This window comes from Mycoplana dimorpha, from assembly GCF_003046475.1.
Classification (GTDB): domain Bacteria; phylum Pseudomonadota; class Alphaproteobacteria; order Rhizobiales; family Rhizobiaceae; genus Mycoplana; species Mycoplana dimorpha.
Genome location: NZ_PZZZ01000004.1, coordinates 223,195 through 243,930 on the forward strand (window position 1 = coordinate 223,195; position 20,736 = coordinate 243,930).

Annotated in this window: 18 protein-coding genes and 4 tRNA genes; 10 read left to right on the forward strand and 12 right to left on the reverse strand. The window is 65.9% G+C overall.

Annotated elements, in window-relative coordinates:
• Positions 1 to 24: 24 nt before the first annotated feature.
• Positions 25 to 99 (forward strand) — tRNA-Glu (locus C7449_RS11230).
• A gap of 57 nt (positions 100 to 156) precedes the next feature.
• Here the strand turns inward: C7449_RS11230 and C7449_RS11235 are convergent.
• Together C7449_RS11235 and C7449_RS11240 are read right to left on the reverse strand one after the other, a co-directional pair.
• A complete protein-coding gene (locus C7449_RS11235; RefSeq protein WP_108003195.1) occupies positions 157 to 825 on the reverse strand; it encodes a trimeric intracellular cation channel family protein in 669 nt (222 codons plus the stop codon).
• Positions 826 to 913: 88 nt separating this feature from the next.
• Positions 914 to 2,188 carry a M20 family metallopeptidase gene (locus tag C7449_RS11240; RefSeq protein ID WP_108002894.1) on the reverse strand — a complete coding sequence of 425 codons (1,275 nt, stop codon included), beginning with the start codon at positions 2,186 to 2,188 and terminating at the stop codon, positions 914 to 916.
• A gap of 309 nt (positions 2,189 to 2,497) precedes the next feature.
• Between C7449_RS11240 and C7449_RS11245 the strand changes: the two genes are divergently transcribed.
• Both C7449_RS11245 and C7449_RS11250 read left to right on the forward strand, forming a co-directional pair.
• A tRNA-Glu gene (locus C7449_RS11245) sits at positions 2,498 to 2,572 on the forward strand.
• 148 nt (positions 2,573 to 2,720) lie between these two features.
• Positions 2,721 to 2,795 (forward strand) — tRNA-Glu (locus tag C7449_RS11250).
• A gap of 42 nt (positions 2,796 to 2,837) precedes the next feature.
• Here C7449_RS11250 and C7449_RS11255 read toward each other — a convergent pair.
• On the reverse strand, positions 2,838 to 3,338 hold the full coding sequence (locus C7449_RS11255) for an L-2-amino-thiazoline-4-carboxylic acid hydrolase (RefSeq protein WP_108002895.1): 501 nt from the start codon (positions 3,336 to 3,338) through the stop codon (positions 2,838 to 2,840).
• Positions 3,339 to 3,494: 156 nt separating this feature from the next.
• Between C7449_RS11255 and C7449_RS11260 the strand changes: the two genes are divergently transcribed.
• Positions 3,495 to 3,569: transfer RNA gene (locus C7449_RS11260), tRNA-Glu, on the forward strand.
• Positions 3,570 to 3,642: 73 nt separating this feature from the next.
• Here the strand turns inward: C7449_RS11260 and recJ are convergent.
• The 4 genes from recJ to C7449_RS11280 form a co-directional block, all read right to left on the reverse strand.
• Positions 3,643 to 5,442, reverse strand: coding sequence for a single-stranded-DNA-specific exonuclease RecJ (recJ, locus tag C7449_RS11265; protein WP_108002896.1), 1,800 nt, complete (start codon positions 5,440 to 5,442; stop codon positions 3,643 to 3,645).
• Between the two features lie 20 nt (positions 5,443 to 5,462).
• Positions 5,463 to 6,785, reverse strand: a complete 1,323-nt coding sequence (locus C7449_RS11270; RefSeq protein ID WP_108002897.1) for a homoserine dehydrogenase — start codon at positions 6,783 to 6,785, stop codon at positions 5,463 to 5,465.
• A gap of 62 nt (positions 6,786 to 6,847) precedes the next feature.
• Positions 6,848 to 8,065, reverse strand: a complete 1,218-nt coding sequence (locus C7449_RS11275) for an LL-diaminopimelate aminotransferase (protein WP_108003196.1) — start codon at positions 8,063 to 8,065, stop codon at positions 6,848 to 6,850.
• Between the two features lie 167 nt (positions 8,066 to 8,232).
• Entirely contained in the window at positions 8,233 to 8,550 is a 318-nt protein-coding gene (locus C7449_RS11280) for an SHOCT domain-containing protein (RefSeq protein ID WP_210204721.1), read from the reverse strand.
• A gap of 152 nt (positions 8,551 to 8,702) precedes the next feature.
• Here C7449_RS11280 and phaC point away from each other — a divergent pair, with 152 nt between their 5' ends.
• The 5 genes from phaC (at position 8,703) to sthA (ending at position 14,902) form a co-directional block, all read left to right on the forward strand.
• Positions 8,703 to 10,550: a poly(3-hydroxyalkanoate) polymerase subunit PhaC gene (gene phaC / locus C7449_RS11285; RefSeq protein ID WP_108002899.1), complete on the forward strand. Its 1,848-nt coding sequence runs from the start codon at positions 8,703 to 8,705 to the stop codon at positions 10,548 to 10,550.
• Positions 10,551 to 10,721: 171 nt separating this feature from the next.
• Positions 10,722 to 11,438 carry a DNA/RNA nuclease SfsA gene (gene sfsA / locus C7449_RS11290; protein WP_108002900.1) on the forward strand — a complete coding sequence of 239 codons (717 nt, stop codon included), beginning with the start codon at positions 10,722 to 10,724 and terminating at the stop codon, positions 11,436 to 11,438.
• Between the two features lie 30 nt (positions 11,439 to 11,468).
• Positions 11,469 to 12,296 carry a type I methionyl aminopeptidase gene (gene map, locus C7449_RS11295; protein ID WP_108002901.1) on the forward strand — a complete coding sequence of 276 codons (828 nt, stop codon included), beginning with the start codon at positions 11,469 to 11,471 and terminating at the stop codon, positions 12,294 to 12,296.
• Positions 12,297 to 12,302: 6 nt separating this feature from the next.
• On the forward strand, positions 12,303 to 13,142 hold the full coding sequence (gene radC, locus C7449_RS11300) for a RadC family protein (RefSeq protein ID WP_108002902.1): 840 nt from the start codon (positions 12,303 to 12,305) through the stop codon (positions 13,140 to 13,142).
• Between the two features lie 347 nt (positions 13,143 to 13,489).
• Complete coding sequence (gene sthA / locus C7449_RS11305) at positions 13,490 to 14,902, forward strand: Si-specific NAD(P)(+) transhydrogenase (protein WP_108003197.1); 1,413 nt, start codon at positions 13,490 to 13,492, stop codon at positions 14,900 to 14,902.
• Positions 14,903 to 14,941: 39 nt separating this feature from the next.
• On the opposite strand, the gene C7449_RS11310 is transcribed toward sthA, so the two are convergent.
• From C7449_RS11310 to rpiA, 5 genes are all read right to left on the reverse strand, one after another.
• Positions 14,942 to 15,337, reverse strand: coding sequence for a GFA family protein (locus tag C7449_RS11310; protein WP_108002903.1), 396 nt, complete (start codon positions 15,335 to 15,337; stop codon positions 14,942 to 14,944).
• A gap of 205 nt (positions 15,338 to 15,542) precedes the next feature.
• Positions 15,543 to 16,916: a class II 3-deoxy-7-phosphoheptulonate synthase gene (locus C7449_RS11315; protein ID WP_108002904.1), complete on the reverse strand. Its 1,374-nt coding sequence runs from the start codon at positions 16,914 to 16,916 to the stop codon at positions 15,543 to 15,545.
• Positions 16,917 to 17,036: 120 nt separating this feature from the next.
• Positions 17,037 to 18,425, reverse strand: coding sequence for a glutathione-disulfide reductase (gene gor, locus C7449_RS11320; protein ID WP_108002905.1), 1,389 nt, complete (start codon positions 18,423 to 18,425; stop codon positions 17,037 to 17,039).
• Positions 18,426 to 18,570: 145 nt separating this feature from the next.
• Complete coding sequence (locus tag C7449_RS11325) at positions 18,571 to 19,107, reverse strand: DUF2059 domain-containing protein (RefSeq protein WP_108002906.1); 537 nt, start codon at positions 19,105 to 19,107, stop codon at positions 18,571 to 18,573.
• 17 nt (positions 19,108 to 19,124) lie between these two features.
• The gene (gene rpiA, locus C7449_RS11330) at positions 19,125 to 19,823 is read right to left on the reverse strand and encodes a ribose-5-phosphate isomerase RpiA (protein ID WP_108002907.1); all 699 of its coding nucleotides are present in this window, start codon (positions 19,821 to 19,823) and stop codon (positions 19,125 to 19,127) included.
• A gap of 205 nt (positions 19,824 to 20,028) precedes the next feature.
• Here rpiA and C7449_RS11335 point away from each other — a divergent pair, with 205 nt between their 5' ends.
• Complete coding sequence (locus tag C7449_RS11335) at positions 20,029 to 20,715, forward strand: HAD family hydrolase (protein ID WP_108002908.1); 687 nt, start codon at positions 20,029 to 20,031, stop codon at positions 20,713 to 20,715.
• Positions 20,716 to 20,736: the final 21 nt, after the last annotated feature.

The window sequence follows — 20,736 nt, forward strand, 5'->3', positions numbered from 1 at the left end:
GGCTGAGTAGAAGCACCCCCGCACGCGCCCTTCGTCTATCGGTTAGGACGTCAGATTTTCATTCTGAAAAGAGGGGTTCGACTCCCCTAGGGCGTGCCACCCCTTCCCCAGCGATGCATATCTCCGGACGAACCGCTTCGGATCACGGCACCGGCTTCAGCGCGGCTTGTCTTCCTTGGAACAAGCGGCCTTCCGTCGACCGCGGGCCGAAAGGTGCGCGACCGGCAGTCGCCATCCATAGCGGATCGCCATGAAGCGGATGCCGAGGCACAGGGCGCCTCCCGCCAGCGCCGACCAGCCATAGGACGCGCCGATCTCGGAACCGCCGACGACGACGGCGGCACCGGCGAGCGCGGCCACGGCATAGAGGTCGGAGCGCAGGACCTGGGGAATTTCCCTGAGGAGGACGTCGCGCGTCATGCCGCCGCCTATCCCCGTCAGCATCCCGAGGAGCGCGGCGGTCACCGGGCTTGCCCCGAATGCGAGCGCCTTCTGCGTGCCGGCGACGGCGAAGAACGATAGTCCCACCGCGTCAAACATCAGGACGGGGCTGCGCAGCCGGTCGATACCGGCATAGGCGAGGAAGGTGATGAGCCCGGCGATGACGGAAACCAGCAGGTACAGCCCATTGGTCAAGGCTGCCGGCGGCACCGCGCCGATCAGCACGTCGCGGGTTATTCCGCCGAAATTACCGGCCACGAACGACAGGACGAGGATGCCGAACAGGTCGAGCCTGCGATTGACCGCCGCCAGCGCACCGCTGATTGCGAACACGAACGTGCCTCCAAGGTCGAGGACACGCGTGAAGGTGTCGATGGTGATCATGGTCATTCCACCCGGCACGGCCTCCCCCGAAGCGTCGGAAGCAGCTGGCGCGATGCGGCCGCCGCCGCGAACGCTTGACCGTACAGGATCAGGTGGCGCCGAGCCAGGCCAGCGTGGCCACCACCATGGTCTCGACGCCTGTTTCCAAGGTCGGGTGCAGGACCGGCGCGAACTGCGGGCTATGATTGACCGGTAGCTGGTTCAGCCGGCCCGCTGCCTTGGCGTCGGCGTAGGTCTTGGGATCGGTGCCGCCCACGAACCAGAACACCGAGGGCACCTGCCAGGCGGTTCCGAAGCAGCCGAAATCCTCGCTCGCCGGCGCCGGACCTGTGTGCCTGACTTTGTCGGGCGAGAAATAGCCGCGGAAGGCCTCGGCGACACGCTGGCTGGCAGCCTCGTCGTTGACGTTCAGCGGATAGCTGTCGAGTTGCGTGATCTCCGGCTTGCGCGGCGCCCCCGAGGCCTCCGCCTCGGCATTGACGATCCGCTCGATTGCGGCGAGCACGTGCTCGCGTACCCCGGCATCGAAGGTGCGCACATTGAGCTTGATCAGCGCGTCGTCGGGGATGACGTTCTCCTTCGTTCCCGCCTGCAGCACGCCGACCGTGAGCACCGCCGCATCGGTGGCGGCGACTTCGCGTGACACGACGGTCTGCAGCCGCAACACGACCGATGCGGCCATGACAACGGGATCGATGCTCGCCTGTGGCATGGACCCGTGCGCCCCGCGCCCGAACAGGCGGATCTGCAGGCTGTCGGCGGCCGAGGTTATCGGTCCGGCGCTGCCGGCGACGAAACCGGCCGGCCCAACCATGACGTGCTGGCCAAGCGTGACAACCGGCTTGGGAAAGCGATCGAGCAGACCATCGTCGATCATCGCGCGGGCGCCCTCGGCGGTCTCCTCGCCCGGCTGGAAGACCACCATCAGCGTGCCCTTCCAGGCGTTGCGCGCCTGCGACAGCAATGTCGCCGCCCCGACCAGCCAGGCCACATGCATGTCGTGGCCGCACATATGCCCCACCGGCACCGTCTTTCCATCCGCGCCCTTCACCGTCACGGTGCTGGCGTAGTCCAGGCCGGTGCCTTCGGCGATCGGCAGCGCATCCATGTCGGCCCGCAGCATCACGGTGGGACCGTCACCATTGCGAAGCAGTCCGACAACGCCGGTCTTGCCCACCCCCGCCGTCACCTCGAAGCCCGCCTTGCGGAGCCTGTCAGCGGCAATGCCTGAGGTTCGCGTCTCCTGCATCGACAATTCGGGATGGGAGTGGATGTCCTTGTAGAGGGCTTCGATTTCCGGCAGAATCGCGTGCAGATTTGCCAGAACGGACGAAATTCCATCCGGGGATGCATGCTTGGCCATGGCGGTAACCTCCACCGGCCTGTCCTTCTTTGCCTGCGCTCAAGCTTCCGCGCCTGAGGCATCGGACAGGCCACGTACATTTTCATGGCGAGTGGCGGAGACGGCAAGCCCGTTTGCGGCGATCAAGCGATTGTGACCTTTCCTGCGATTCTGGGTTCAAAGCCAGCCGTACCGTAGGCTGCCATCGCTATTGCTAGGCCGCTGCTACGCCCGCTGCGCTGACCTTCGGGGCAACGCAACAAAAATGCGACAGCCGGTCATTTTTGCCCTTGCGCAATCGGCGGGGCCTGAGTAGAAGCACCCCCGCACGCGCCCTTCGTCTATCGGTTAGGACGTCAGATTTTCATTCTGAAAAGAGGGGTTCGACTCCCCTAGGGCGTGCCACCTCCCCTTCCTTAGCGGCTATGGGCCGGCTTTCCGCAGGCGATCGACATTCGCGCGCGCGTGCGTCCCGCGGGCAAAATAATTTGTCGAATCATCGTTTTAGGCCTTGCATAACGTCGGGGCTCTGGCTAGAAGACGGCCATCGCACGCGCCCTTCGTCTATCGGTTAGGACGTCAGATTTTCATTCTGAAAAGAGGGGTTCGACTCCCCTAGGGCGTGCCACCCTCCTCCGAAAGTCAAAGCCGGAAGTGATCGCAGACGGGCTTACTCCGTCCGCTGGTAGCGATAGCGGAAGGTGCAGCTGGAGGCGCCCGCCATGATCGTCTCCTTGCGCTCAAGCCTGATGTTCGGATCGTAGCCCTCACAGAACGTGCCGTCCCGGTTGCAGGACATCAGATGGCCGATCCCGGCCAGCCCCATCTCCCGGTAGGTCTCGGCATAGCGGCAGCGGGTGACGTTGAAGTCGTAGGCCTCGTCGGTCGCCTGGAGCACCTCGATCTCGAGCGCGCTGTCGGCGGTCCACAGTTCGTAGAGTTTGATGAAGCTCGCCATGCTCGTTTCGCCGCCGGGCTCCTTCGCGGCAAACGCCTGGCCCTCGGCGATCGCCGCCTTGCGAATCGCGCTGTCCAGGATGGCGTCCGCCTTCTCCTGCCCGATCGCCGCAACCATCTCCGCGTGGATCGGCCCGATCACCTGCGCCTGCAGGCGGCGTTTCAGAAGCACCGGAATTTCCAGCGGCTTGTCGTCCATTGCAATGCTCTCCATGCAACCATGTCCCGCCGAGACCGTAAGCGATCGCCGGCATCGAACGCAACCGGTCCGGCCATCACGGGCCGCCGCCTTGCAGGCCTGCCCTCGCAGCCGTCCCCGCCGCCGGCTTGCCGGACGAGCGGTAAGCCCCTATATTGCCGGAATCCACGGGCGCCCATCGTCTAGCGGTTAGGACACCGCCCTCTCACGGCGGCAACACGGGTTCGAGTCCCGTTGGGCGTACCATTTTCTCGAGTGACTTTCGACAAATCACCGCGCAAAGCAGCAAACGGGCCTGGCCTGCCCAAGGCCGGTCTGTCTAAAACGCCTCTGCCGCATCGCTGACGCGAAACTGCACCCGGCGGCTGCCTTGCCAATGGTCGGCTGAAACCGAACCTGCGACGTGCAGCACCTGGCCACGGCGCTGCAGGCAGAAGGCGCCGAGCGGCGCGTCGGCGGCCCTGAACGCCATCGCCTCGATCCGGCCGCGGTCCGGCCCCTCCAGTGTCAGCTTCAGGTGATTGACACCGACGTGCCGGACATCGACGAGCCGATGCGCGGCAAGCGCGAAGACCGGCTGCGGGTGCCCCGAGCCGTAGGGGCCGGCCTGCTCGAGCCGGTCGGCCAGCGCCAGCGTCGCGCCGGTGGCCGACAACGCCCCGTCGATCTTCAAGGTGCGCACCGCGGTCAGTTCCTTCACCACCCTTGCGGCCCGCTCCTCGAAGAAGCTGCGCAGCCTGCCGAGATTGGCGCGCTCGACGGTCAGGCCCGCCGCCATGGCATGGCCGCCGCCCTTGACGAGGATCCCCTCGTCCACCGCTGCCCGCACCATCCGCCCGAGATCGAAGCCGTTGATCGAGCGGCCGGAGCCGGTGCCCTTGCCGGAAGGGTCGAAGGCGATCGCGAAGGCCGGCCGGTGGAAGCGATCCTTCAGCCGCGAGGCGAGCAGGCCGACGACGCCCGGGTGCCAGCCCTCGCGCGCGGTGACAATCACCGAAGCGTTCTCGCCGGTGCCGTACTCGGCGATTGCCTCCGCCTCGGCCTCGGCGAGCATGGCGACCTCGATCGCCTGTCGCTCGCGGTTCAGCCCATCGAGCTGGGTTGCGATTGCCTCGGCCTGCGTACCGTCCTGCAGCGTCAGCAGCCGGCTGCCGAGTGCCGCGTCGCCGATCCGCCCGCCGGCATTGATGCGCGGGCCGACCATGAAGCCGAGGTGATAGGGCGTCACCGGCCCGCCGATGCCGGCGTGCTTCAGGAGCGCCGCCAGGCCCGGATTGGCGAGATGGCGCGCCGCCACCAGCCCCTTGACCACATAGGCGCGGTTCAGCCCCTTCAACGGCACCACGTCGCAGACGGTGGCGAGCGCCACGAGGTCGAGCATCGCAAGCAGATCGAGGCTGCCGGCGCGCGGGTCACGCCCCCGCAGCAGCCGCTGCAGCGCCACCAGCACCAGGAACACGACGCCGGCGGCGCACAGATGCCCCTGCCCCGAAAGATCGTCGTCCCGGTTCGGATTGACGAGCGCCGCACAGGGCGGCAGTTCTTCGCCGACCTGGTGATGGTCGATCACGACGACGTCGATGCCGCGCTCCCTGGCATGGGCGAGCGAATCGAAGCTGGTCGAGCCGCAGTCGACGGTGACGATCAGCCTGGCGCCGCGCTCGATCAGCGTGTTGATCGCCTGCGGGTTTGGGCCGTAGCCCTCGAAGATCCGGTCCGGGATGTAGATTTCCGCCTCCACGCCGAAATGGCTGAGGAAGCGGTACAGGATCGCCGAAGCGCAGGCGCCGTCGACGTCGTAGTCGCCGAAGATCGCCACCCGCTCGCGCCGCGCGATCGCCGCGGCGATGCGCTCTGCCGCCACCTCGCAATCCGTCAGCGTATAGGGATCCGGCATCAGTCGGCGCAGCGTCGGATCGAGGAACTCCAGCGCCTCGTCGAAGCCGACGCCGCGTCCGGCAAGCACCCGGGCGATCAGGTCGGCGATGCCGTGCGTCTGGCTCATCGCCAGCGCCCGGTTCTCGCCCGCCTGGTCGAGCCGCGCGACCCAGCGCTGCCCGGTGGCCGATTGCTCGACGCCGAGGAAGGCGCGGTGGACGGGATCGACTTCCTGGTTCAACGATGCGCCCCGCTGCCGCTTCAGGCCGATTTGGGCCGCTCGATCCGGATCACCTGCGGCGGCCCGGCAAGGTATCCCTCCTTGCTGATCGCCGCCACGGCCCGGCGGACGCTGTCCTCCATCGTCGCATGGGTGACGAGGATGATCGTCTTCGGCTCGACGCTCTCGGTGAAATGCTTCGAGTGCTGGACGATCGATTCGAGCGAGATGCCGTTCTCGGCCATGTGCCCGGCCATGTTGGCGAAGACGCCGGCGCGGTCCTCGACGGTCATGCGGATGAAATAGCCGCCGTGGTGCTTGCGGATCTGCGCCCGCACATATGGCTCCAGTGACTTAGCCGGCCGGCCGAGCACCGGCACCTTCTGCGCGCCGGGTCGGCTCTTGGCGATGTCGGCGATGTCGCCGAGCACCGCCGACGCCGTGGCGTTGCCGCCGGCGCCCGGGCCGACCATCAGCAGTTCGCCGAGAATGTCGGATTCGATCGCCACCGCGTTGGTGACGCCGTCGACCTGGGCGATCTCCGATTCGATCGGCACCATCGTCGGGTGCACGCGCTGCTCGATGCCGGTATCGGTCTTCTGCGCGACGCCAAGCAGCTTGATGCGATAGCCGAGGTCCGCGGCGGCGCGAATGTCCTCGATCGAGATGTTGCTGATGCCTTCGAGGTAGATGTCGTCGGCCGAGATGCGGTTGCCGAAGGCCAGCGTCGTCAGGATCGAAAGCTTGTGGGCGGTATCGTTGCCCTCAATGTCGAAGGTCGGATCCGCCTCGGCATAGCCGAGCCGCTGCGCCTCCTTCAGGCACTCCGCAAAGCTTAAGCCCTCCTTCTCCATCTTCGTCAGGATGTAGTTGCAGGTGCCGTTCATGATCCCGTAGACGCGCGACACCGTGTTGCCGGTCAGGGATTCGCGCAGCGCCTTGATCACCGGAATGCCGCCGGCCACCGCCGCTTCGTAGTTCAGCAGGCAGCCGCGTTCCTCCGCCAGCATCGCCAGCTCGACGCCGTGGGCCGCCAGCAGCGCCTTGTTTGCGGTCACCACGTGGATGCCCCGCGACAGCGCCGCTGTGACCGCCGCATGGGCCGGATCGCCGGCGCCGCCCATCAGTTCGACGAACACGTCGATCTCGGCCTGCTCGGCAAGCGCCACGGCGTCCTCGAACCAGATGGCATGCGAGAGATCGACGCCGCGGTCACGGCTCCTGTCGCGCGCGCAGACGGCGGCGATCTCGATCGGCCGGCCGCAGGTCGTCGTCAGCATCTCGCGGCGTTCGAGGAGAATGCGCGCGAGCGAGGCCCCGACGGTCCCCAGGCCCGCTATGCCGATCTTCAGGGCATCAGCCATGATTAAATATTCCTATCGAATTGGTGCTGGCATCCACCGGCGGACGCCGGTGGACGAAAATATTAGCGGTGGGCGCTGAGCGAGACAACGTTGTGCATCGTCTCGTCGGCGGAGGAAAGGAAGCGCTTGATGTTGCGGGCGGCCTGGCGGATGCGATGTTCGTTCTCGACAAGCGCGATCCGCACGAAATCGTCGCCCTGCTCGCCGAAGCCGACGCCGGGAGCGACCGCCACGTCCGCCTTCTCGACCAGGAGCTTGGAGAACTCCAGCGACCCGAGATGCCGGAATATTTCCGGTATCTTCGCCCAAGCAAACATCGTCGCGGCCGGCGGCGGCACCTCGAAGCCGGCCTTGCCGAAGCTTTCGACCAGCACGTCGCGCCGGCGCTTGTAGACGTTGCGCACCTCCTCGATGTCCGAGCCGTCGCCGTTCAGCGCATGCGTCGCCGCCACCTGGATAGGCGTGAAGGCGCCGTAATCGAGGTAGGACTTCACGCGCGTCAGGGCCGCGATCAGCCGCTCGTTGCCGACGGCGAAGCCCATCCGCCAGCCGGGCATCGAGAAGGTCTTCGACATAGAGGTGAACTCGACGGTGACGTCGATCGCACCCGGCACTTCGAGGACGGAGGGCGGCGGCGGGCCGTCGAAGTAGATTTCCGAATAGGCGAGGTCGGACAGCACGATGATGTCGTGCTTCTTGGCGAACGCCACGACGTCCCTGTAGAAATCCAGCGTCGCGACCTGCGCCGTCGGGTTCGACGGATAGTTGAGGATCAGCGCCAGCGGCTTGGGGATCGAGTGCCGCACGGCGCGCTCGAGCGGCGGGAAAAAGCTCTCGTCCGGCTCCACCGTGATCGAGCGGATCACCCCGCCGGCCATCAGGAAGCCGAAGGCATGGATCGGATAGGTCGGGTTCGGGCAGAGCACCACGTCGCCGGGCGCGGTGATCGCCTGGGCCATGTTGGCGAAGCCTTCCTTCGAGCCCAGCGTCGCGACGACCTGCGTTTCCGGATTGAGCTTCACGCCGAAGCGGCGAGCGTAGTACGCAGCCTGTGCGCGGCGCAGGCCGGGAATACCCTTGGAGGACGAATAGCGGTGGGTGCGCGGGTCCTGCACCACCTCGCACAGCTTGTCGACGATCGCCTTCGGCGTCGGCAGGTCGGGATTGCCCATGCCAAGGTCGATGATGTCGGCCCCGCCCGCTCGCGCGCTTGCTTTCAAACGGTTGACCTGCTCGAAAACATATGGCGGCAGACGCCGGACCTTGTGAAACTCTTCCATCATTCGACCTCGTTGGGCACGGCACGGCCGCGGCATCCGCCCGGCTCTCCGCGCAATCAAGATCTCCGGGTAGCGGCGAATCCGACCTAAATGATGACGCTTCGCCGCCCGGAGCGGCCCGTTGGACCACTCAAGGCTTTGCGGCCAATCGCCGTCAAAGGCAAGAGCTATTTCGCGATTTCCTTGAGCGTGTCGGCGCCGTGATTCGCGGCCAGGGCCTGCAATTCCAGCACCTCGCGCTGGTAATCGGCGTCGCTGATCGTACCGGCCTGCCGGTTTGCGGCAAGCGCCGAAAGCCGCGCGCTGATCGAGGCCGCCTCGTCGTTGCTCATCTGCGTTGTCGCAGCGCCGACGCGGGCTGTGATGTCGGGAAAGGTGGCGGAACGGTCCGCGCCCCGGTTTATCTCCGGCGATACCGTCGATGTCGGAGAGCAACCTCCGAGAATTGCCCCCGCCAGTCCGCCGAGCACGATCATCGCGCCCACCCTGCTGAATTCCGCCTTCATTCCTGTGCTGCCCCACGCAGTGCGCCCAACCACCGCGGGAAGCGGTGTCGTCAAAAGCTGTATGGCCCTTGTAATCTTTTTCGGGCAGGATGTAAAAACGGAAACTGACAGGAAAATCCGGAGGCGTCGGGTTGGGCCAGGAAAGGAACGGCGAAACGCGCGAGACCTCTGGTTTCGGCGGCTTCGACCCGAAATCGATCGAACCCTACATCGTCAAGAACCCCGAGGCGCTCGCCGTCAATTTCGCCCGCACGCTCGAACAGCTCGGCAAGGCGGCGTCCGCCTGGCTGGAGCCGCGCGAGCGCGGCCATAAGGTCGACACCGGCGCCGAGCCGGTCGTCGACATGGTCAGGACGCTGTCGAAAGTCTCCGAATACTGGCTTTCCGATCCGCGCCGCACCCTGGAAGCGCAGACCCTGCTGCTCGGCAGCTACTTCGGCATCTGGTCGCGCACACTGCAAAAGCTCGGCGGCGAGGCCGGCGACGAGCCGCTCGACGACCGGTACGGCAAGGACAAGCGGTTCGAAGACGAGGACTGGGTGAAGCATCCCTTCTTCGACTTCCTGCGGCAGGTGTATTTCGTCACCTCCGACTGGGCCGAACGTATGGTCAGCGACGCCGAAGGGCTCGACGAGCACACCCGCCACAAGGCGGCCTTCTATGTCCGGCAGATCACCAGCGCCATCTCGCCGTCGAACTTCATCACCACCAATCCGCAGCTCTACCGCGAGACCGTCGCCAGCAACGGCGAGAACCTCGTACGCGGCATGCGCATGCTCGCAGAAGACATCGCCGCCGGCCGCGGCGAACTGCGGCTGCGCCAGACCGACACCAGCAAGTTCGCGGTTGGCGAAAATCTCGCCATCACGCCCGGCAAGGTGATCGCGCAAAACGAGGTCTGCCAGGTGATCCAGTACGAGCCGACCACCAGCGAGGTGCTGAAGCGGCCCTTGCTGATCTGTCCGCCGTGGATCAACAAGTTCTACGTCCTCGATCTCAACCCGCAGAAGTCCTTCATCAAATGGGCGGTGGACCAGGGGCACACCGTGTTCGTCATCTCCTGGGTCAATCCCGACGAGCGCCATGCGTTGAAGGATTGGGAGGCCTATGCCCGCGAGGGCATCGGCTTCGCGCTCGACACCATCAAGCAGGCCTGCGGCGAGGAAGAGGTGAACGCGATCGGCTACTGCGTCGGCGGCACGCTGCTGGCCGCCACGCTTGCGCTGCAGGCAAAGGAGGGCGACAAGCGCATTCGCTCCGCCACCTTCTTCACCACCCAGGTGGACTTCACCCACGCCGGCGACCTCAAGGTCTTCGCCGACGAGGACCAGATAACCGCCCTCGAGCAGGGCATGGCGACGGTCGGCTATCTCGAGGGCTCGAAGATGGCGACCGCCTTCAACATGCTGCGCGCCTCGGAACTGATCTGGCCCTATTTCGTCAACAACTACCTCAAGGGCCAGGATCCCCTGCCCTTCGACCTGCTCTACTGGAATTCAGATTCCACGCGAATGCCCGCCGCCAACCACTCGTTTTACTTGCGCAATTGTTATCTGAAGAACAATCTCAGCCGGGGTGAGATGGTGTTGGCGGGCAAGAAGATCTCTTTGAAGGACGTCAAGATCCCGGTCTACAATCTCGCCACCAGGGAAGACCACATCGCCCCGGCCCGCTCCGTCTTCGTCGGCAGCAGCGCCTTCGGCGGCAAGGTCACCTTCGTGCTGTCCGGCTCCGGCCACATCGCCGGCGTCGTCAATCCGCCCGACAGGATGAAGTACCAGTACTGGACCGGCGGCGCGCCGAAGGGCGAATACGATGACTGGGTGAAGAAGGCGAAGGAGACGCCGGGCTCATGGTGGCCGCACTGGCACGCCTGGGTCGTGGCGCGGGATCGCCGCAAGGTGCCTGCCCGCAAGCCGGGCGGCCCGCTGAAACCTCTGGAGGACGCACCCGGATCCTACGTGCGGGTCAGGGCCTGAGCCGTAACCCACTAACCGCACCGCCAGGCCGCCACGTTCGCCGAATGATGCAGCGATCGGTGCGATTTCGCCGTCCCCCCGGCCTTCCCGACCCTTTCCCATCGTCCCGCCCTCGCTCCTCCCGGACGAAAACCGACGCCCCTCTCGTTTCACAGCCTGCAAGAACCGCGAATGATCTTTGACCCGCCCCTCGTTCCCGCCACCCTGATCCAGCGCTACAAGCGTTTCCTTTTCGATGCGACGCTTGCGGATGGAACAACGATCACCGGCTCATGCCCGAACACCGGTTCGATGCGCGGCCTGACCGCGCCCGGCTCGCGCATCTGGCTTTCCGAGCACGACGGCGTGCGCAAGTACCGCCACCGCTTCGAACTGGTCGAGGCCGACGGCACGATCGTCGGCATCAACACCGCCCTGCCGAACCGGCTGGCCGAAGAGGCGATCCGCGCCGGCCTGCTCGGCGACCTCGCCGAATACCCGGTCGTCGAACGCGAGCGCAAATATGGCCGCAACTCGCGCATAGACCTGCTCCTGTCCGGTCCCGGTCGCCCGTCGGCCTATGTCGAGGTCAAGAACGTGCATTTCTGCCGGGACCCCGGCCTTGCCGAATTTCCCGACACGGCGACCGCGCGCGGGGCCAAGCATCTGGAGGAACTCGGCGACATGGCCGAGAGTGGCCATCGCGCGATCATGCTCTATCTTGTACAGCGCGCCGACTGCGACCGGTTCAGCATCTGCCTCGATCTCGATCCGGTCTATGCGGCAGCCTATGTGCGGGCCCGCGCCCGCGGCGTCGAGGCCTATGCCGTGGCATGCGCCGTATCGCCGTTCGAAATTCGGCCCGCGGCATTGATCGGCATGGACGAAGCCGTCATAGCTGCTTTATGAAATCCTGACTGACAATTCGAAAGTTCGACGATGGTAACCTATATCGAAGCCTTTTCCGCCCCGATGAAGAACACGGGCGTGATCCGGCTTTACAACAGCGACGCCTTCGAGGGCATGCGCAAGGCCTGCCAGTTGACGGCACGCGCGCTCGACGAACTCTATCCGCTCGTCCAGCCCGGCGTCACCACCGACGCGCTCGACCGCTTCGTGTTCGAGTTCGGCATGGATCATGGTGCGATCCCGGCGACGCTGAACTACCGCGGTTACACCAAGTCGTGCTGCACCTCGATCAACCACGTCGTTTGTCACGGCATTCCGAACGACAAGCCACTGCGCGAGGGCGACATCGTCAATATCGACGTCACCTACATCCTCGACGGCTGGCATGGCGATTCCAGCCGCATGTATCCGGTTGGCCAGATCAAGCGGGCGGCCGAGCGACTGCTGGAAGTGACTCACGAATGCCTGATGCGCGGCGTGGCGGCGGTAAAGCCGGGCGTACGCACCGGCGCGATCGGCGAGGCGATACAGCAGTTTGCCGAAGCCGAGCGCTGCTCGGTGGTGCGCGACTTCTGCGGCCACGGCCTGGGCCGACTGTTCCACGACGCGCCGAACATCCTGCACTACGGCAGCGCCGGCGAAGGTCCGGAGCTGAAGGAAGGCATGATCTTCACGATCGAGCCGATGATCAATCTCGGCCGGCCGCACGTGAAGGTTCTCTCCGACGGCTGGACCGCGGTCACGCGCGACCGGTCGCTATCGGCCCAGTACGAGCACGCCGTCGGGGTCACGGCCGACGGCTGCGAGATCTTCACGCTGTCGCCCGGCGGCCTCGATCGCCCCGGCCTTCCCGGATAGGACCAGATGGCCAAGCCTCCCGCACCGACTGGCGAACCGACAGCCGCCGCCGACGCGGACCGCGAGGCGGAGTACGGCGGCCCGTTGTTCGATGGCGCCGGCGACCGGGATCACTTCGCCGAACAGGCAGGAGGAACGGCGATTGGAAAGCGGCCAGCGCCCGGCAGCCGCGATGAAGCCCATTATCACGGTCATCGCGAGCGCTTGCGCAGCCGCTATCGTGAACAGGGCGAGGCGGCCCTGGCCGATTACGAAATTCTCGAACTGCTGCTGTTCCGGCTGATCCCCCGTCGCGACACGAAACCGATCGCCAAGGCCCTTCTCAACCGGTTCGGCACGCTAGCCGGCGTGTTCGGCGCCTCCCCGGCGCTGTTGCAGGAAGTCGACGGCATCGGCGAGGCGGTGGCGCTCGACCTCAAGCTGGTCGCGACCGTTTCACAGCGCATGCTGAAGAGCGAGCTGCGCAACAAGCAGGTGCTCGGCTCCTGGTCCGCCGTCATCAACTACTGCCACGCCGCCATGGCGCATGAGGACCGCGAACAGTTCCGCCTGCTGTTCCTCGACAAGCGCAACGTCCTGATCGCCGACGAGGTGCAGGGCCGCGGCACCGTCGACCACACCCCCGTCTACCCGCGCGAGGTGGTGAGACGCGCCCTTGAGCTGTCGGCGACCGCCATCATCCTGGTGCACAACCATCCCTCCGGCGACCCGACGCCCTCGCGGGCCGACATCGAGATGACGAAGACGATCATCGACACCGCAAGACCGCTCGGCATCACCGTGCACGACCACATCATCATCGGCCGCGACGGCCATGCCAGCCTCAAGGGCTTGCGGCTGATATAGGTTGATGCCATTTCAGCAACTTGAACGCGCTTCTGGATGCAGAGCTTTAGCTGATCAACGGCGGCTTGTGGAGAAGCGCCGACGCGCCGGCGCACTCCGGCCGATCAGGTATAGCTGCGGCGCAGGTGGCCGCCCGCGCCTCGCCAACCGCCTCGACCTCCCGCCGCCGCGTTCCCGCCCCACTTCGCCGCATCCGCGGCTTCATCGGCATGACGCAATCCCGCAAAATAATGATGCGGGAAGGCGCGCCTGCCAAGGCTTTGTTAAGCCATGACGTTGACGCTACGGCCGTCGCGGACGAAGACTGCGGCTTCGCATCCAGATTCTACCAGTTCCGGAAGTTCTCCATGCAAGAGTATGATCTCGTCGTCGTCGGCAGCGGCCCCGCAGGACGCAGGGGCGCGATCCAGGCGGCAAAGCTCGGCCACAAGGTCCTCGTCATCGAACAGGGAAAGCGCGTCGGCGGTGTGTCCGTGCACACCGGCACGATCCCCTCAAAGACGCTGCGCGAGACGGCCCTGAACCTGACCGGCTGGCGCGAGCGCGGCTTCTACGGTCGTGCCTACCGGGTCAAGGACGAGATCAGCGCCGACGACCTGCGCCGCCGTCTCATCATCACGCTGGACCACGAGGTCGAGGTCCTGGAACACCAGTTCGCCCGCAACCGCGTCCAGCACATCCGCGGCAAGGCCAGCTTCCTGACGCCGGAGACCCTGCAGGTCGTCATGGACGACGGCGAGACCCTTCACGTCACCGCCAAGAGCATCATGCTGGCGGTCGGCACCAAGCCCTATCGTCCGGCGAGCATTCCGTTCGACGGCACGACCATCCTCGACAGCGACGAGCTGCTCGACATCGCCGAAGTGCCGCGCTCGCTCACGGTGATCGGCGCTGGCGTCATCGGCATCGAATACGCCACGATCTTCAGCGCGCTCGACGTGCGCGTCACCGTCATCGATCCGAAGCCGGCCATCCTCGACTTCATCGACCGCGAGATCGTCGATGACTTCACCTATCAGCTTCGCGACCACAACATGAAGCTGATCCTGGGCGCGACGGCCGACAAGGTCGAAAAGCTCGACAACGGCAAGTGTTCGATCACGCTCGACAACGGTCGGGTTGTCGTCTCCGACATGGTTCTGTACGCCGCCGGCCGCATGGGCGCCACCGACGCGCTGAACCTGGCCGCCGCCGGCCTCACCGCGGACGATCGCGGCCGCCTCAAGGTCGATCCGGAGACGTTCCAGACCGCCGTGCCGCACATCTATGCCGCCGGCGACGTCGTCGGCTTCCCGAGCCTCGCCTCCACCTCGATGGAGCAGGGCCGCATCGCCGCCCGCGTCGCCGTCGGCGCCATCGCCAAGGAGCCGCAGAAGTACTTCCCCTACGGCATCTATGCGGTTCCGGAAATCTCCACCTGCGGGCTGACCGAGGAGGAGGTGAAGGAGCGCGGCATCCCCTACGAGTGCGGGATCGCCCGGTTCCGCGAAACGTCGCGCGGCCACATCATGGGGCTCAATTCGGGCCTGCTGAAGCTGATCTTCTCGCTGAAGACGCGCCGGCTGCTCGGTGTCCACATCGTCGGTGAAGGCGCCACAGAACTGGTCCACATCGGCCAGGCGGTGCTGAACCTGAAGGGCACCGTCGAGTACTTTGTCGAAAACACCTTCAACTATCCGACGCTGGCCGAAGCCTACAAGATCGCCGGCCTCGACGCCTGGAACCGGATGGGCGAGATCAAGGCGACCGCGGCGCTTTAGCCGGCAATCGGGGCGGCGGCTCCCGCGGCCGTCCTGCGCTCAGCAGTTCTGCTCGTATTGCGGCGCGCCGTCGCCGATCTCGTAATAGTCGCCCTTGTCGGCGCAATAGATGTGGCAGGCGATCTTGAAGCCGGTCGGCTGGTCGAAGGCGCCGGCCATGATCGACGTGTAGGCGGCCCCGTCGCCCTTCCAGAACAGCGCCGAACCGCAGGTGCGGCAGAAGCCGCGGCTGGCGGTGTCGCTCGCCCGGTACCAGCCGACATTGTCCGCTCCTTCGAGCGCGAGGTCCTCGTCTCTCACGTTGGTCGCCGCGTAGAAATGCCCCGTCTGCCGGCGGCACTGGCTGCAGTGGCAGGCGATCACCTCGCGCAGCGGTCCCGTCGTGCGGAAGCGGACCGTGCCGCAAAGGCAGTGGCCGGTGTGAACCTCGCTCATGTCTCGCTTCCTCCAGCAGCCTCGCCGGCCGCCATTCACCGGACAAGTAAAATCGCACCATCGGTCTTCGCCCGCGCCAGTCTCCGCGGCGCAACAAAAAGACCGGGCCAGCTTCCTCAGCCGACCCGGTCCGGTCAATTGCAGAAAATTCACTCGTCGTTTCAACGCCGTTGATGCATGGCGCCAAATCGTGAACGAACGGCGATCAGCCGTTCACAACCATCCGCTTCTCGTCGCGGCCGGTCTTCAGCCGCTCGGCGAGCAGGAACGCAAGCTCCAGCGCCTGATCGGCGTTGAGGCGCGGATCGCAATGGGTGTGATAGCGGTCGGCGAGATCGTCGCCGGAGAGCGCGCGCGCCCCGCCGGTGCATTCGGTCACGTCCTTGCCGGTCATCTCGATATGGATGCCGCCCGGATGCGTGCCTTCGGAACGGTGGATCTGGAAGAAGCTTTCCACCTCCGACAGCACCCGCTCGAACGGCCGCGTCTTGTAGCTGTTCAGCGTGATCGTGTTGCCGTGCATCGGGTCGCAGGACCAGACCACCTTCTTGCCCTCGCGCTCGACGGCGCGGATCAGCCGCGGCAGGTGCTCGGCCACCTTGTCGTGACCGAAACGGCAGATCAGCGTCAGCCGGCCGGCCTCGTTCGCAGGGTTGAGGATGTCAATCAGCTCCAGCAGGCCATCGGCGGTCAGCGACGGGCCGCACTTGAGGCCGATCGGGTTCTTGATGCCGCGGCAGTACTCGACGTGGGCATGGTCAGGCTGGCGGGTCCGGTCGCCGATCCAGATCATGTGTCCGGAGGTCGCGTACCAGTCACCCGACGTCGAATCGACGCGGGTCAGCGCCTGCTCGTAGCCGAGCAGCAGCGCCTCGTGGCTGGTGAAGAAATCGGTCTCCCGCAGGCTCGCCTGGTTGTCGGCGGTGATGCCGATCGCCTTCATGAAGTCCATGGTTTCGGAGATGCGGTGGGCGAGCGCGCGGTAACGTTCCGCCTGTGGGCTGTCCTTGACGAAGCCCAGCATCCACTGGTGCACGTTCTCCAGATTGGCGTAGCCGCCCATCGCAAAGGCGCGCAAAAGGTTCAGCGTCGCCGCCGACTGGCGGTAGGCCATGATCTGGCGCTCGGGATTGGGCACCCGTGCCTCTTCGGTGAATTCGATGCCGTTGATGATGTCGCCGCGGTAGGACGGCAGCGTCACATCGCCCTGCGTCTCGACGTTCGACGAGCGCGGCTTGGCGAACTGACCGGCGATGCGGCCGACCTTGACCACCGGCTGCTGGGCGCCGAACGTCAGGACCACCGCCATCTGCAGGAAGGCGCGGAAGAAGTCGCGGATCGTATCGGCGCCGTGCTCGGCGAAGCTCTCGGCGCAGTCGCCGCCCTGCAGCAGGAAGCCCCTGCCCTCGGCCACGTTGGCAAGCGCGCTCTTCAGGCGTCGCGCCTCGCCGGCGAAGACGAGCGGCGGATAGGATGCGAGCTGCTCTTCGGTCGCGGCCAGCGCCGCGGCATCCGGATAGTCCGGCACCTGCTGGATCGGCTTGTTCCGCCAGCTGTCCGGGGTCCAATTCTGTGCCATGTAACTCACCTGTCTACCGGCCACAGCCGAGCGGCCGTATGCCCGTCTATCATTGGGGATGCGGGCTTATAAACCGGAATGGCCCGCTTGCCTAGCGGGCACGTCCGGCTCTCGCCCGGCTCAGGCGCGCTCGCCGTTGCGGATGCGGTAGCTCGGCTGGTACATCGTCACCAGTTCCTCGGCCGCCGTCGGGTGCACCGCCATGGTGCGATCGAAGTCGTCCTTGGTGCAGCCCGCCTTCAGCGCGATCCCGAGCAGCTGCGCCATCTCGCCGGCGTCGTGGCCGAGCACGTGCACGCCGAGAACCCGGCGGTCGGCCGCATTGACGATGATCTTCATGATCGTCTTCTCCTGCCGGCCCGACAGCGTCGCCTTCATCGGCCGGAATTCGGCACGGTAGACCTCCAGTTCCGGATATTTCCTGGCGGCCGCTTCCTCGCTCATGCCCACCGTCCCGATCTCCGGCTGCGAGAACACGGCCGTCGGAATCAGGTCGTGGTCCGGCGAGGTCGGCCGGTCGCGGAATTCGGTGTCGATGAAGCACATCGCCTCGTGGATCGCCACCGGCGTCAGCTGCACGCGATCGGTGACGTCGCCGATGGCAAAGATGCCCGGAACATTCGTGCGCGAGTACTCGTCGACGACGATCGCGCCCCTGGCATCGGTATGGATGCCGGCGATCTCCAGTCCGAGGTCGGTCGTGTTGGGCACCCGGCCGAGCGCCAGCATGACGTGGTCGACCAGCAGCGTCTCGCCCCTCAACGTTTTGGCGCGGCGGCCGCCGCCCTCCGTCTCGGCGACCTCGACGACGATGTCCTCGCAGAGGATCCGGATTCCCTTGTCGACCATGGCCTTGTGCAGCCCCTGGCGCATGTCGTGGTCGAACCGAGAGAGGATTTCCTTGCCGCGATAGATCAGCGTCGTCTCGACGCCGAGGCCGTGGAAAATGTTGGCGAACTCGACGGCGATATAGCCGCCTCCGGCGATCAGGATCGACTTCGGGAGCTCGAGCAGGTCGAACGCATCGTTTGAGGTGATGCACAGCTCGCGCCCCGGCAGATCCTGGTGCGGTGCGGGATGTCCGCCGGTGGCGATCAGGATGCGCTCGGCGGTCACCAGCTGGTCCGTCGCCGTCAGCCGGATCGTGTTGGGGCCGACGAGCACCGCCCGGGAGTTGAGGATTTCCGCACCCGCATTGTCGAGGCCCTTGCGGTAGAGTCCCTCCAGCCGGGTGATCTCCCGCTCCTTGGCCTCGACAAGCGCCTTCCAGTCGAACGTCGTCTCGCCGACGCTCCAGCCGAACCCGGCCGCATCCTCGAAGTGCTCGCTGAACTGCGAGGCATAGACGTAGAGCTTCTTCGGCACGCAGCCGCGGATGACGCAAGTGCCGCCGTAGCGAAACTCCTCGGCGATCGCCACCTTCTTGCCCAGTCCCGCGGCGAGCCGCGCGCTGCGCACGCCGCCCGAACCGCCACCGATCACGAAGAGGTCATAGTCGAACACGGGCATCGGGGCACTCCATATGGCGGTTGGCGGTCATTGCGACAGGCCGATCGTCGCCGGCCAGCGTCCGTGATATAGGCTGAGGGGGCGGAAAAGGAAAAGCCCGGATCGCTCCGGGCTTTGAGAAACAGGAATTCGGTGGGGCGCAGCCTCAGTTCTTCGGCGCCGCGCCCTCGGCCTTCTTCTGGGCGCCGATCTCGGCTTCGAGCTTCTTGTCGCTGTTGACGGCCAGGTCGCGGGAGATGCCCGCCGCCCAGATGTCCGCAGCCTTCATCACCTCGCGTGCCGCAAGCGGTCCGGACCGCAGCAGCTTCTTGCCGGCCTCCGACGCGTAGAAGTCGGAAATCGCCTTCAGTTCCTCGACCGTGAAGGTCTTGGCGTAGATGTTTGCCACCTCGCGCTCGAGGTCGGCCCGGCGCGAGGCGAGCGCCAGCGCCTCCTCGTCGACGGTCTTGTTGATCAGGTCGCCATAGTTCGGCGTCGACTGGATGAGCGTGCTCTTCAGCTTCTCGGCGATCTCCGGCAGGATGCCGTCGAACTGGGCGGTCGCGTTCAGCGCATCCATCGCCGCGCGCGCCGCCTTGATCTGCTCTTCGGTTGCGTCCTGCGCCATGACGGTGCCCGCGAAGGTGGCGGAGGCGATGAGCGTTGCGGCAAGCGTGCGGCCAAGGCCGGCAAAGATGGTCATGGTGTCTGTGCTCCTGTCTAAGTGTCCGCTGTCAACGTCCGCGCACCTGCCGGCCCGGCAATGATGGCAAGAGACGCCATGTTGATGAACAACCCGTGCTCGACGACGCCGGGAATCGCATTCAGGGCGGTCGCCAGCGCCTCTGCATCAGGAATACGGCCAAAAGATGCGTCGAGAATAAGGTGCCCGCCATCGGTCATGAAATGGCCGGCGCCCGCCTGGCGCAGTTCGATCGCCCCTGAAAGACCGAGACGCGAGGCCGTGCGCTCGATCGCGATTCGCGTCGCCACCATGCCGAACGGATTGACTTCGATCGGCAGCTTGAACGCGCCGAGCGTCTCGACGACCTTCGATTCGTCCGCGATCACGATCATGCGGCTCGAGGCGCCGGCCACGATCTTCTCCCGCAGCAGCGCGCCGCCGCCGCCCTTGATGAGGCGAAGCCGGCCGTCCACCTCGTCCGCCCCGTCGATCGTCAGGTCCAGCTCGGGCAGCTCGTCCAGCGACATCAGCGGCACGCCGAGCTCGACGCAGAGCCGCGCCGTGCGCTCCGACGTCGGCACGCCGATCACCGAAAGGCCGCCTGCGACCCGCTCGGCAAGCAGCCGGACGAATTCCTCGGCCGTCGATCCGGTGCCGATCCCAAGGCGCATGCCGTCCTCGACGTGAGCCAGCGCCGCCGCAGCGGCTTTTATCTTCATTTCGCGGGCGTCCATCCGCCTCTCGCTCCTCGTAAACAGGGCCCGTCTGCGGGCAGATTCCGGTGTGACACTTACACGCCATCCGGCGCAAACAAAAGCCAAATTCAGCCGCCGCGCGATTCGGGCGATAACGGCTGTGGGCATCGGTCGCGGACCGCGATTGCAATCGCGCCGCCCATCGCCTACCTCCAGACGCTGTTGCCCAGCAGAAAGGACCGACGTGACCCCGCCCCTAGTCGTCTTCGATCTCGACGGAACCCTCGTCGATACCGCCCCCGACCTGGTGTCCAGCCTGAACCATACGATCGGCACCGCCGGCCTCGCGCCGGTCACCTATACCGACCTGACTTATCTGGTCGGCCACGGCGGACAGGTGATGATCGAGCGTGCCTTCAAGCTGCGCGGCCGCGAGCTTGCCCGGGAAGATCTCGCCGGCATGCTGGAAATTTTCGTCGATCACTACGCGCAGGGCATGCCGGGCGAATCCCGGCCCTATCCGGGCCTGATCGACGCGCTCGCCCGTCTCGACGCTGCCGGCTTCAGGCTCGCCGTCTGCACCAACAAGATGGAAGGCCTCGCACGCCGCCTGATCGACGGTCTCGGCCTGACGGCGCGGTTTGCGGCGATCACCGGCGGCGACACTTTTCCCGTGCGCAAGCCAGACGCCTCGCATCTGCTGGAAACCGTGCGCCTCGCCGGCGGCGACCCGGCCCGCGCCGTGATGGTGGGCGACAGCCTCAACGACGTGCTCGTCGCCCGCAATGCCGGCGTACCCTCGATCGGCGTGCCGTTCGGCTACTCGGACGTGGCGATCGACGCGCTGGAACCGACGCACGTCATCGAAAGCTTCGACGAACTGGGTCCCGACCTCGTCCACTCCCTGATCGCAAGGACGGCGGCTGCCTGACCGATCGGATCCAAGCCGAGG